At 55.2% G+C, this 12,669-nt stretch carries 11 protein-coding genes; 2 read left to right on the top strand and 9 right to left on the bottom strand.

What is annotated here, in order from left to right; all coding sequences use genetic code 11:
- Positions 1-71 precede the first annotated feature (71 nt).
- Positions 72-590, bottom strand: a complete 519-nt coding sequence (locus tag Q4G72_RS05665) for a gamma carbonic anhydrase family protein (RefSeq protein ID WP_303310433.1) — start codon at positions 588-590, stop codon at positions 72-74.
- A 132-nt stretch (positions 591-722) separates the two neighbouring features.
- On the opposite strand from Q4G72_RS05665, the gene Q4G72_RS05660 reads away from it, so the two are divergent.
- Positions 723-1,145: a nuclear transport factor 2 family protein gene (locus Q4G72_RS05660; protein ID WP_303310432.1), complete on the top strand. Its 423-nt coding sequence runs from the start codon at positions 723-725 to the stop codon at positions 1,143-1,145.
- A gap of 71 nt (positions 1,146-1,216) precedes the next feature.
- Here Q4G72_RS05660 and Q4G72_RS05655 read toward each other — a convergent pair whose 3' ends face one another.
- The 6 genes from Q4G72_RS05655 to Q4G72_RS05630 form a co-directional block, all read right to left on the bottom strand.
- Positions 1,217-2,200: a radical SAM protein gene (locus Q4G72_RS05655; protein ID WP_303310431.1), complete on the bottom strand. Its 984-nt coding sequence runs from the start codon at positions 2,198-2,200 to the stop codon at positions 1,217-1,219.
- A 38-nt stretch (positions 2,201-2,238) separates the two neighbouring features.
- Entirely contained in the window at positions 2,239-3,015 is a 777-nt protein-coding gene (locus tag Q4G72_RS05650; protein WP_303310430.1) for an endonuclease III domain-containing protein, read from the bottom strand.
- Between the two features lie 134 nt (positions 3,016-3,149).
- Complete coding sequence (locus Q4G72_RS05645; protein ID WP_303310429.1) at positions 3,150-3,857, bottom strand: YiaD family glycine zipper/OmpA-like lipoprotein; 708 nt, start codon at positions 3,855-3,857, stop codon at positions 3,150-3,152.
- Between the two features lie 289 nt (positions 3,858-4,146).
- Positions 4,147-4,887, bottom strand: a complete 741-nt coding sequence (locus Q4G72_RS05640) for a YiaD family glycine zipper/OmpA-like lipoprotein (protein WP_303310428.1) — start codon at positions 4,885-4,887, stop codon at positions 4,147-4,149.
- Positions 4,888-5,122: 235 nt separating this feature from the next.
- Positions 5,123-6,016, bottom strand: a complete 894-nt coding sequence (gene accD, locus Q4G72_RS05635) for an acetyl-CoA carboxylase, carboxyltransferase subunit beta (protein WP_303310427.1) — start codon at positions 6,014-6,016, stop codon at positions 5,123-5,125.
- A 150-nt stretch (positions 6,017-6,166) separates the two neighbouring features.
- The gene (locus Q4G72_RS05630) at positions 6,167-7,216 is read right to left on the bottom strand and encodes a class I fructose-bisphosphate aldolase (RefSeq protein WP_303310426.1); all 1,050 of its coding nucleotides are present in this window, start codon (positions 7,214-7,216) and stop codon (positions 6,167-6,169) included.
- Positions 7,217-7,391: 175 nt separating this feature from the next.
- On the opposite strand from Q4G72_RS05630, the gene Q4G72_RS05625 reads away from it, so the two are divergent.
- Positions 7,392-8,399: an OmpA/MotB family protein gene (locus tag Q4G72_RS05625; protein ID WP_303310425.1), complete on the top strand. Its 1,008-nt coding sequence runs from the start codon at positions 7,392-7,394 to the stop codon at positions 8,397-8,399.
- A 135-nt stretch (positions 8,400-8,534) separates the two neighbouring features.
- Here the strand turns inward: Q4G72_RS05625 and Q4G72_RS05620 are convergent, their stop codons facing one another.
- Both Q4G72_RS05620 and Q4G72_RS05615 read right to left on the bottom strand, forming a co-directional pair.
- Positions 8,535-9,254 carry a GDSL-type esterase/lipase family protein gene (locus tag Q4G72_RS05620; protein WP_303310424.1) on the bottom strand — a complete coding sequence of 240 codons (720 nt, stop codon included), beginning with the start codon at positions 9,252-9,254 and terminating at the stop codon, positions 8,535-8,537.
- Positions 9,255-9,356: 102 nt separating this feature from the next.
- Positions 9,357-12,137, bottom strand: coding sequence for a TonB-dependent receptor (locus Q4G72_RS05615; protein ID WP_303310423.1), 2,781 nt, complete (start codon positions 12,135-12,137; stop codon positions 9,357-9,359).
- Positions 12,138-12,669 lie beyond the last annotated feature (532 nt).

The raw sequence follows: 12,669 nt of genomic DNA, 5'->3' as shown, positions 1-12,669 counted from the left end.
AGAAATGGCTGTAATCTTCGCAAAGCTATAGCTTCTGTATATAGTACCAAAATAAGCTTTTCGACTTAATGCTATTCTGATTTAAACCAACTCGCGTACATCACATAGTTATCGGCCGTACGCAGCATATTGGCGCGCTGCTCCTCCGTTACGGGCTTAATTTTTCGGGCCGGAATGCCGGCGTACAGGTAACTGGGCTCACACTGGGTATTCTCCAGCACCACGGCGCCTGCCGCAATAATGCATCCCTGCCCCACCACGGCGTGGTCCATTACAATAGCACCCATGCCAATCAGCACATCATCTTCCACAGTACAGCCGTGCACTATGGCTTTGTGGCCAATACTCACACGGGCTCCCAAGGTGGTAGCGGCTTTCTGGTAGGTGCAGTGTAACACGGCTCCATCCTGAATATTGGTTTTGTCGCCGATGCGGATCTGATTGACATCACCACGGATGACGGCATTGAACCACACGGTGCAGTCGGCGCCCAACGTTACGTCGCCGACGATAGTGGCATTGTCGGCTACAAAGCAATTGGGGCCGAGTTGCGGCGAAATGCCGCGTACGGGCAGAATTAGGGCAGGCATTGGATACAGATTTAAAATTGGGTAACTTATTAACAAGGTATTTATCAGCACCTTACCCGCATGACCTACCCATGGGGTTGCGGTAGCAGACGGCGGTAGTGGCAACCCTGTTATTTCTTATCAGCCGATGTTATGAATGAGCAACAAAACACCCAGACAGTGCAGGAAGGCTATTCTTTCTTCAATAAAGGAGATATACCCAACTTGCTCACACTCTTTACGGACGACATCGAATTTATCCTTCCGGGCGCTGCCGATACCATTCCTTATGCCGGCGTATTCCGTGGCAAGGAACAGGTTACCACGTTTTTCACCAAACTACACGACGCCATTCAGTACGAGCGGTTCGAGCCGCAGGATTTTATTGCTCAGGGCCAAAAGGTAGTGGCACTCGGGTATTCTAAAGGTCAGACCCGGTCCAATGGGCAGATTTTCGAGGAAGAATGGGCTCACGTGTTTGAGCTTCGGGATGGAAAAATAAGCCGGTTCCAGTCGTTTACTGATACGGCAGCCTTGGTGCAGGCTTTTCAAGCCAGTAAAAAAATGGCATTCTAGCCTGCCTTTCCCCTTTGTTTAAAAAACCATTGGCGCCCAGCCGCTTTCAAACGCTGGGCGCCAATGGTTTTTTAGCGGACAAGCATCCGCTTCCACGTGCCTTTATGCCAATTATACCGCAGGGTACTTGGCAGAGCCTGCCAGAAATATTTGTTTATCTCCACGGCAAAGCTGGGCTGCATGTAGCAGTTGATGGTGCACCCTTCGCACTGCGGTAGGCGACCTTCCAGCGCAATCTGCCGGCGTACTTCAGGGGTGTGGTATAAGTCGTAGAGTTGGCCCTGAATGGGGAATTTCTGTTCGCCCAGGTGGTAGCAGGGCAGCACCAGCTCATTGCTGGGCGAGATAACCAGCGTGGTGCTGGCCGCCTTGCAAACAGGATCCGCCACGTGGTTGCCCCCATCTTTGCGCAGCTGAATAAACGCCTGATTGAGATACACGCCCGGGCGCTTGCCAAAGGCCGATAAATAATCCAGCTCCGCGGGGCTAAGCTGCTCGCCGGTTTCCACGGAGTTGTACTCAAACGCCGGGTTAAGAATGAGCACCAGCCCGTTAGGCTGGGCAATGTTGCGGTACACGGCCTCCAGATCATGCAGGTTTTCGCGGAAAACCGTAAACAGGATATCCGGCCGCTCCCCCAGCTCTTTGGCCACCCGAATGCTTTCGAGCACGAAATCATAGCAGGCCACACCCCGTCCCTTGTCGTGCACCTCTTTCTCGGAGGCATCAAGGGAAAAATGCAGCATATCTACTTTACCGCGTAGCCGCTCGGCGTACTTGGGGTAGAGCAGGCAGTTGGTGGTAAGCGTCGTGATAAAGCCCATATCATGCGCCAGGCCCACAAACTCGTGTATCTGGCGGTGCAGCAGCGGTTCGCCCCCGGTAAAATCAACCACCGATACGCCCAGCCGCTTCAAATCGCGCAGGTTTTGCTCTACATCCGCCAATTGAATATAGGGGGAGGGCTTTTCCCAGATGTCGCAGAAAGAGCATCGCGCATTGCACCGATACGTGACGTAGTAATTGCACAGAACCGGATGATGAACAAGGCGCATAGGCAGTAAAGGTAATGACTAGGTGGGTTACAGCTGGCTTAATGCGGCAACTCGCCCCAGGCCCTCTCCCATTTTGCCGGCGTAGCCACCAGGGCTTCCGCCGTGGCCGGTCCAAAGTGCTCCAGATAATAGTTGCAGAAGCCTTTTAGCGGGCAGCGGGCACAATCGGGTTTAGTGAAAAAGCAGATGCGCTGGCCATGCCAGTAGTTGTGCTTATGAAAATTCAGGAGCACTACCGGGTCTTTAGGCAGTTGATCCAGCAGGAGCTTGTGGGCTTTTTCTACCGATGCCTTGGGCCCTATCATGCCCACGCGCTGCGCCACGCGGTGCACATGCGTATCTACGGGCAGCACGGGCTTCTGAAAGTTAAATAGCAGCACCAGTGAGGCTGTTTTCCAGCCAATGCCGGGCATTGCTGTCAGCCATTCCATTCCTTTTTCCACCGGCCAGTTGGCCAGAAAGTCTAATGTAAAATCTCCCTGCTCCGCCTGAATGCGGCGCAGGATTTCCTGAATGCGCGGGGCCTGCGTATCGGGCCAGCGGGTGGTACGAATGGTATGGGCCAGCTCTGCCGTAGGGGCAGCCAGCACCCCGGCCCAGTCGCCAAAGGCTTCCAGCATCCGGTCATACGCCAGCTCTTCATCGGCGTGGGTGGTACGGTGAGAAAGCACTGTGCTAATCAACTCCCGCATGGGTGTACGCCTGGGCACCGTGGATAACGGCCCATAAAAAGCATCCAGCACCAGATGATTTTGCCAGGTTTTTTGCTCTGGTGGCGCGGTATAAGTAATAGCAGCAGGAATGGCGGTAGACATGAGCCCTTGTACCCGCCCCGCCAGACCTGGGTTGCGCCACACAGGCCTTCATTCCTACGGGCACAAAAAAATCCGACGATGCCTGAAGAACAGACACCGTCGGACGGGAGAGAATACGGAAGGATGCAGGAAGCTTAAATGTCGCCGCGCTCAGCAGCTTTCTTCAGCTTTTCGTTGGCGAAAATGGCAATTTCCACACGACGGTTGGCACGGCGGCCAGCTTCAGTAGAGTTATCCGCCACAGGCTGGTGCGAGCCGTAGCCATGCACCTGGAAGCGTGAGGCGTCTACCCCCTGCTGCTGCGTATAGTTGGCCACTGCCTGGGCACGGCGTACTGACAGCGGGTCGTTGATAGCGTCATTACCGGAAGTATCGGTGTGGCCATCTACAATTACGTTGGTGTCGCCGTACTTAATGAGGGTTTTCGCCAGCTCATCAATGTTGGTTTGGGCAGTAGAGGTGAGAGCCGAGGAGTTCTTGGCAAAGAGGATACCGGAGTCGAAGGTGATTTTGATGCCTTCACCTACGCGCTCCACTTTAGCACCGGCCATTTCGCGGCGCAACTCTTCTGCCTGCTTGTCCATGCGGCGGCCAATGAGAGCACCACCAGCACCACCAACTACGGCACCCATAATGGCACCTTTGGCAGTACCTTTTTTACCCCCAATCACGCGGCCCAATACGGCACCACCTGCAGCACCACCCAAGCCACCGATAATGGCGCCTTTAGCCGTTTTGCTCATCGGCTTTTTAGTGGTCGTGGTCTGCGCTTGGGTCAGGGTGCTGCTCAGGAGCATTAGCAGCGCCATCAGAAAGGCGAAAGGAGAACGAAGATTTTTCATGTGTGTACGTTTTTGTGTCTTGGAAAAGAAAGCAGGTTAGGTTCTTAGCGCTATAGCCTGAAAAACAATTTCCTTTTGGCTACCGGTCTACTTACTGGCATTTTGCAACCACCTTGCCAAAAATCCAAACTGTATAGAAGAGAAGTAAGAAAACTGCGCTTAAAGGCCGTAAATCAGGTTTTTACAGCTTAAAAAACTTTCAGAATAATTTATCATCAACCCCAGCAGCAAGAAAAAAGCTGCCCAAACGAGCAGCTTTTTTCTTGTATGATAGGCTTCAGCTGGCAGCTTACAGGCGGCCTTCTTCAGCGGCTTTCTTCATCTTTTCGTTGGCAAAGATGGCAATTTCCACGCGGCGGTTAGCCTGCTTACCTTCTGCCGTCGTGTTGTCAGCTACTGGCTGAGTAGAGCCATAGCCTTTGGTGGTAACACGAGCCGCATCTACACCCTGCGAGATGGTGTAGTTAGACACGGCCTGGGCACGACGCTCCGACAGGGGCTGGTTGATAGCATCGGAACCGCTGTTGTCCGTGTGGCCTTCCACAATAACGTTGGTATCAGGATACTTTTTCAGAACGGCAGCCATTTTCTGGATTTCCGTCATGGAAGCAGCCCGCAGGTCCGACTTGTTGGTATCGAAGAGGATACCGGAGTCGAAGGTAATTTTAATGCCTTCGCCTACGCGCTCCACTTTAGCGTTCTGCATATCACGCTGCAGTTCTTCGGCCTGCTTGTCCATTTTGCGGCCAATAAGGGCACCACCGGCACCACCTACGGTAGCACCAATGATAGCACCAGCGGCCGTACCGCTTTTACCACCAATGACGCGGCCCAGAACCGCACCAGCGGCCGCACCGGCGCCAGCGCCAATCAGACCACCTTTAGCCGTTTTGCTCATGCCGGTTTTACGGGCACCTGCGCCATTGTCGCTGGGCAGGCTACCGTCGCTGGCAGGCTTGCTGGAGGCGCACGAGGCCAGGAACATCACAAAAGCCAGAAAAAGCGAGAGAATCGATTTGGGAGAATTCATTGGAAAGAAACTTGGTGAAAAGAAAAGGTAATCGGGAAAAGGAGAATTTGAGAGATTGGTGGTGCTTACTGATTTCAGCGCAAAAATGTTTGGCAAATATAGAGCCAGACCTATTCTGCCTTGGAAACCGGCTGTAATATTTCGGGCCCAGAACGTAAAAATCCCCCGCCACGGTATACACCTGGGCGGGGGATTTTAGCTTTTTCCGGGCTTATCAGGAACTGTCAGGAGTAAATTACAGCCGTGAAATATTGGCAGGCACCTCACTTACAGCGGCTTCCAAGCGAGGCTGCAGCATTCGCAGCAAATCAGACAGGCGCTGCTTTAAATCTTTGCGGTCCACAATAAAATCGAGGAAGCCGTGCTCCAGCACAAACTCAGCACTCTGGAAATCCTTGGGCAGATCTTTACCAATGGTTTCCTTGATAACCCGCGGGCCGGCAAAGCCAATCAACGCGCCAGGCTCCGAGATATTGAAGTCGCCGAGCATGGCGTAGGAGGCCGTGACGCCGCCCGTGGTAGGGTCCGTTAGCATGGAGACATACGGAATACCAGCCTCTGAGAGCAAAGCCAGCTTAGCGGAGGTTTTTGCCATCTGCATTAGGGAGTAGCCTGCTTCCATCATGCGCGCCCCACCTGATTTGCTGATCATCAGAAACGGAATGCGGTTTTGACGGGCATAATCGATGGCGCGGGCAATCTTCTCGCCTACCACCGAGCCCATGGAGCCACCAATGAATTTAAAATCCATGCAGGCGACAACCAGCTCTACGCCGTTCATTTTGCCGTGGGCACTGCGTACGGCATCTTTCAGGCCGGTAGCCCGCTGCGTAGCGGCCACACGCTGAGGATATGGTTTCGTATCCACAAACTTCAGCGGGTCCGCCGACGACATGTTGGCGTCGAGTTCCGTGAACTGATTGCCGTCGAAGAGAATTTCAAAGTACTCGGCCGAGTCAATCCGGTCGTGGAAGTTGCATTTAGCGCAGGTGAAAAGCAGGCGCTTGTGCTCCACCATGGGGGCTACGGTTTTGCACTCGGGGCACTTATACCACAGGCCATCCGGCGTTTCCTTTTTTTGCTCTGTGGGAGTGACGATGCCTTTTTCAACGCGCTTAAACCAAGACATGATATACTACTGAGAAGTGAGTGGCTGAGGGATGCAGAGCGGCGCTGCTAGCTGATAACAGCGGCCTGCCCGCAAAGGTAACATTGAATTTAGGCAAAAGCAGGAAGAAGTATTGTACTCCTCGCCCGGTTTCCTTTTTTGACTTATACGCTACGCCAGCGTAATGGAAGAATCGAGGTACACGTCCTGTATAGCGTGCAGCAGGTCTACGCCTTCAGCAAATGGCCGCTGGAAGGCTTTCCGGCCTGAAATCAGCCCCTGCCCTCCGGCCCGCTTGTTAATAACAGCGGTACGCACGGCTTCGTCGCGGTCGGTGGCGCCTTTACTTTCGCCGCCGGAGTTAATCAGCCCAATGCGGCCCATATAGCAGTTGGCCACCTGGTAGCGCGTCAGGTCAATGGGGTTATCCGAGGCCAGCTTATCGTACATGCCCGGGTGGGTTTTGCCGAATTTCAGGGCCGCAAAACCGCCATTGTTTTCCGGCAGCTTTTGCTTGATGATATCGGCCCCAATGGTAACACCCAGGTGGTTGGCCTGCCCGGTGAGGTCGGCGGAAACATGGTAGTCCTTGTCGGCGGTTTTGAAAGCATTGTTGCGCGTGTAGCACCACAGTACGGTGGCCATGCCCAGCTCGTGCGCCCGCTCAAACGCCTGCGACACCTCCTGAATCTGCCGGTTTGATTCCTCCGAGCCAAAGTAAATAGTAGCGCCTACTGCCGTAGCCCCCAGGTTCCAGGCTTCCTCCACGGAGCCAAACAGAATCTGGTCGTACTTATTGGGGTAAGTCAGCAGCTCGTTGTGGTTGATTTTCACCAGAAACGGAATCCGGTGGGCATACTTGCGGGCCACCGTACCAAAGGTGCCAAACGTAGTAGCCACCGCATTGCAGCCGCCTTCCAGCGCCAGCTTGATGATGTTTTCCGGGTCGAAATACATAGGATTCGGTCCGAAGGAGGCGCCGGCCGTGTGCTCGATGCCCTGATCTACGGGCAGAATGCTCAGGTAGCCGGTGCCGGCCAGTCGGCCGTGGTGATAGAGCTGGCCCAGGCTGCGCAGCACCTGGGGCGTGCGGCTGGACGGCACAAAGCAACGGTCCATAAAATCGGGGCCGGGGGCGTGCAGCAGCTCTTTGCTGATGGTGGTGCACTGGTGCTGCAGCAGCGCATCCATTTCGGCAGTTTGGGGAAGAACGGTGGCCATTTGCAAGGAATTTGGGTGGAACAAAACCAGGAAGGCAGGAAAACAAATATAGACCGAAAATCAGTGGACGCTACCCAGTGGTTTGCGCCGTGCGCCGCGAAGTAGCTACCTTGCCCGGGGTATGCCGCCTGCGGGCTGCTACACCCTTTTCGTTGTGTTTACCCATGTTTTGGTTGTGAAAAATTCCTCTCTTCTGCTGCTGGCCGCTTCGGTAGCTGCCACCTCACTGCTGCCCGGCTGCGTAGCCTCTAAAAAGTACGATGACCTGCGCGCCCGCCAGACCGCTACGGAACAAGCCAGGACGGAAGCCGAGCGGCAGCAGCGGCAGGCCGTAACAGAGCTGAAGAAAACCACCGATGAGCTGAATGAAATGCGCCTGCAGAACCGCCGCCTAGTAGACGACTCTGCCCAGACCGGCAACGCCCTCCGCCGCACCCGCTCCCTCTACACCCAGCTCACCGACAGCTACGACAAGCTGCTGAAGAACTCCGACCGGGCCATGGCCGATAAATCGGCAGACTACAATAAGGTAGCCAAGGACCTGGCCCGCCGCGAAGCTGAGCTGGGCGAGCTGGAAACCTCACTCAACAAAAGCAAAACGGCTATTGATAAGCTGAACGCCGACCTGAAAGTGCGCGAAGCGCGCATGGCGGAGCTGGAAAAGGCGCTGGCGGAAAAAGACAAAGCCGTCAACGACCTCAAAGCCAGCGTAAGCAACGCTCTGCGCGGCTTCCAGGGCACCGATTTGCAGGTGAAGATGAAGGACGGCAAAGTGTACGTTTCTCTCTCCGAGCAGCTGCTCTTCAAATCCGGCTCTACCAAAGTAGACCCCAAAGGTCAGGAGGCGCTCAAGCAGCTGGCTGCCGTGCTCAAAACTCAGCCCGATGTGAACGTAGTGGTAGAAGGCCACACCGATAATGTGCCTATTCTGAAAGGCACCGCCGGCATGCAGGACAACTGGGACCTGAGCGTGCTGCGCGCCACCGAAATAGCTCGTCTGCTTACTACCGGCGGCATTCAGCCGGAGCGCGTAACAGCTTCCGGCCGCGCCCAGTACATCCCCGTAGCCCCCAACGATAACGCCGGCAATAAGTCTCTGAACCGCCGCACCGAAATCATCCTGACGCCCAAGCTCAACGAGCTGCTCAAGATTCTGGACTCCAACTCCACGATTGGCAAATAGGCAGCTTCTGTTCTAAAGCAAAAAGAGCCGGCACGTAGAAGTGGCGGCTCTTTTTGCTTTAATCCATTTATAGCATCAGCTTGCTAGAAGTATCGTCAGCGCTCTGCATTGACGGATAACAGGAAACAACTGTTTTTACTTCAGCAGCCCCTGGATTACTGGCAAAGCCGCCTGGGCCCAAAGCTTCATGTGGGGGCCTGAGTAATGTAGTCCGTCCATGGTAAACTGGGTAGCGTCGCCGGAGGCGGTGCGGGTAAAGCCGGTGATGTCTACAAAGGCCACGCCTGCCTGCTGGCTTTCCTGCTTCGCCACAGCATTATATTGGTCGATTTCGGAGGCAATCTTCGTCTGGTCGCGGCCACGGGCATAAGGGGAAGCGCCCCAGTCGGGAATAGACAGCACGAACACCCGTTCAGGCCGGCCGCCAGCCAGGCGAATAGCCGTTTGCAGCAGCTCCCGGAACTCAGTCTGATAAGTAGTTAGCGGCATGCCGCGGTATTGGTTATTTACCCCAATGAGCAACGACACCAGCCCATAGATTTTCTGCACGTTGGCGGCCTGAATAGCTGCTTTTAGCTCCCCCGTCGTCCAGCCGGTGCGGGCAATAATATCGGGCGTTTGCAGGTTCAGGCCCTGCGTCTGGGCCATGCGTGCCAGTTGCACACTCCACCGGTCGGCCGCGGGCACGCCTTCCCCAATGGTATAAGAATCACCCAAGGAGAGAAACTCTACAGCCGGGCCGGCAGCTGGCGGAATGGGCGTAGTACTTGGTCCACCTGTCAGAATAGGCTCAACAGCTGGTTTGGTGCAGCCGAAGCCAATCAGCAATAACCAAAAGGCCAATAGGTACCTCATAGAAACAGGAATCAAAAGATATTTATCAGCCAACATGCGCCATGTACGCAAAAAAGGGCCGGCCTGGGTTGGCCGGCCCTTTCCATATCATTATACCTTAGGCTAGAATGATACATTCAGGCGCCCAAAATAGAAGGCGCCATTAAAGCCAAACTGATTGGAGCTATACAGAAAGCGCCCGCGGTTGGTGTTATCGAGCGTAGAATAAGTCAGGCTCTGCTCGTTGTTGTTGGGGTCCTGGTAAAGCCGGTCGGGGTACACATTGAACAGGTTATTGGCCCCCACGCTCACGCCAAGGTATTTGGTCACCTGGGCACTCAGTACCAGGTCCGTTACCCATTTGGCCGAAAACGTCTGATCAATGTAAGCGCGGGCAGGGTTGGAGTCCTTGGTCTGCACCTCACCAAAGCGCACGGTGCGCAGATTCACGCCAAAAATACCGTAGCCATAATCGGCACTCAGGTTAATTTTGCTGCGCGGCTGGCCGTTCTCCAGCCGGGCCCGCTGGGCACGGTCGAACAGGGTGTTTTGTAGCGAGGGGTTGGCATCAATAAAGGAGGAGCTATGAAAGCCCTGCACGGTGGTTTCGTTGAAGTTGGCAGCAGCTGTCAGCGTCAGATGGCTTTGCTCGCCAAAGTTCAGACGCTCATTGGCTACAATATCCAAGCCACGGGTGCGGGTATCCACGGCATTGGCAAAGAACTGAATGCCCTGCACCGGCAGCGTGCCCAGAATCTCATTCACGGCGGCGTTGCTGCGGTTAAACTGGGTACTCAATACAATCCGGTCCTTGATATCAATCTGATAAGCATCTACGGTGAGGGTGGCCGTGCGCAACACCCGCGCCGTGATGCCCAGGCTGTAGTTTTTCGACTTTTCCTGCTTTAAAGGCTCTATTCCGAAAGCCTTGGTCAGCGGGTTGTCGTTATTGGTGGTGAGTACCTGCCGTAGCTCGCCGCCACTAAACTGGGTGCTAGAGTTAGTGAAATAGCGCTGCTGCAGAGAAGGCGCCCGGAAGCCGTTGCTGATGGCTCCGCGCAACGACACATCGGGCAAAATGCTGTAGCGCGCGGCCAGCTTGCCGCTCACGTTAGAGCCAAAGTCGCTGTAGTGCTCGGCCCGGCCGGCCACATTCAACAGCAACTTTTCGGTAATGTCACTCTCCAAGTCGAGGTAGCCGCCCACATTGTTGCGCGACTTATCCACCGCATCCTGGGGCTGATATCCCGGGAAACCCTGCGCACCGGCCGCAGCCGGGGAGCCGTTCACCACACGGCCACCATAGATATAGGAGCCTTCATCGCCGGCTTTAATCTGGAAGTTGTCGCGGCGGAATTCGCCGCCGAAGGCCACGTTCAGGGTGCTCAGCACCGGCACGCTCATAAACTTGCGCGAGAAGCCCAGGTTCACCGTGTTCTGCTGAAAAATCAGCTTGCCCGCATAAAACGCTGTAGGGCTGGTGCCCTGCGGCAGCGAAGCATTGATGGTGTTGGAAATATCGTAGCGCAGGCTGTTGCGGCCGAAGGTATTGCTCAGATCAGCCTGAAAGCCGAGCACATTGCCACGCACCCCGGTAATCAATGACTGGTCGTCGACGGTGCTGTTGATGAAGGGCAGGTAGCCGTTGGGGTACACGTTCAGATCAATTTGGGAGGCCTGCGTGGGCAGGCGGTAGAGGGCGCCAGCGCGGCCGGTGCGGCGCGTGAGGCCGCCAGCTACATAGGCTTCCAGTTCCAGGCTGGGTACCAGAGTGTATGCGGCATTCAGGAAGCCACCATACGTGCGGGTATCGGAGCTACCCACACGGATATCCCGCCGGTTGAAGCCGCGCTCCGTTACCAGTGCATCATCCTGAGCCTTTAGCGTCCGCTTTTCCTCATCCGTTAAGGGAATCTGTTTGGAAGGGTCGTTAGGGTCAGTTTTGGTAGGATAATTACCGCCAGAAGTTCCCAGGTAAATGAGAGGGGCTGTGTCGCGGCCGCTGCGGTCTACAAAGCTGCGGTTGCTGAATTGCCCGCTCACATTCACAAAGCCGCGCCGGTTCAGCCCAAACCCGGCGTTGGCATCCGCCTGAAATAGCTGACCGTCGCTTTTGGCCGTCTGGCCCACGGTGCTGCTCACGTTCACGCCGGTGGTATCATCCTTCAGCTGAATGTTGATGACACCCGCAATGGCATCGGAGCCGTACTGCGCCGCCGCGCCTTCGCGCAGCACTTCCACCCGCTTGATGGCCGCGGGAGGAATAACGTTCATATCGGTACCTACGGAGCCGCGGCCGGGCGTGCCGTTAATGTTTACCAGAGCAGAGGTGTGGCGGCGCTTGCCGTTCACCAGCACCAGCACCTGGTCGGGCCCCAGGCCGCGCAGGGTGGCCGGGTCTACAAAGTCGGTACCATCGGTCACGGTCTGGCGGCTGCTCTGGAAGGAAGGCGCCACGTAGGTGAGAATCTGCGTGATGTCCGTCTGGGCATAGGCTTTGATTTCGCGAGCCGAAATAACGTCTACCGGCGAGGTGGTGAGGATATTGGAGCGGCCCTCAGCGGCGCGGGAGCCGGTTACTACTACTTCATTCAGAGCCGTGGTATTGTCGGCCAGACGCACATCAATGGTGGTGCGGCCATTCACGGGAATTTGCTGGGTAGCAGAGCCGATGGCCGAGAAAACCAGGGTAGCCGTGCCGGGCACTTCCAGGCGGTAGTGCCCCTCCGTATCGGTGCTGGTGCCGTTGGTGGTGCCTTGCTGCAGCACTGTTACGCCGGGCTGGCTCTGGCCGACCAGGTTGGTTACCCGGCCTGTTACGGTCAGGTTTTGGGCGAAGGCGACCAGGGTAGTAAGCCAGAAAAGCATCACCAGCCCTATCCGAAAAGAGAATAGATTTTTCATACAGTAAAAAGAAATAGAGAAAACAACGACACTACCTACCGGCCTCCCCTTTGCGGCTACTGGTAGATATCCTTCAGCAAACTAGCCCCGGCCCGAACACTCCGCAGGTTCGGATACTTCGGTATCCCAAGTATCAGTGAAACGACCTTTTATCAGGTCAGTATCTTCCACTTACGCATATTCCCCTGCGAATGCCTATAGGCAACAGGCAAAAAAAGCACACGGAAATGGAAGAATTAAGCGGCTCAAATGGCCAAGCTCCACTGCCCACTGGCAGCCTATAGATCTACTTAACAACAGCAACAACACCCCTCAGTGGCGCCTAGTAGCGCGGCCAGCATAGGAGTATTTTGCAAAAAGCAGATTGAAGTCAACCAGCTTTCCTGCGAAATAGGGGCGGTTGAGGATAAATTTTTCACGCGGCAAGAATAAAGCAGGAGGCAGATAGTATCAGCAACTGGCATCAGAATAGCATATCCCGCTTCCTGCTGAAGGAGAACCCAGCAACTACAATCAACCCAATTATTTGTTT

Source organism: Hymenobacter sp. BT730, from assembly GCF_030542105.1.
Lineage (GTDB): Bacteria > Bacteroidota > Bacteroidia > Cytophagales > Hymenobacteraceae > Hymenobacter.
The sequence above is the reverse complement of the archived record's forward strand: the minus strand, read 5'-3'. Positions and strand labels throughout refer to the sequence as shown.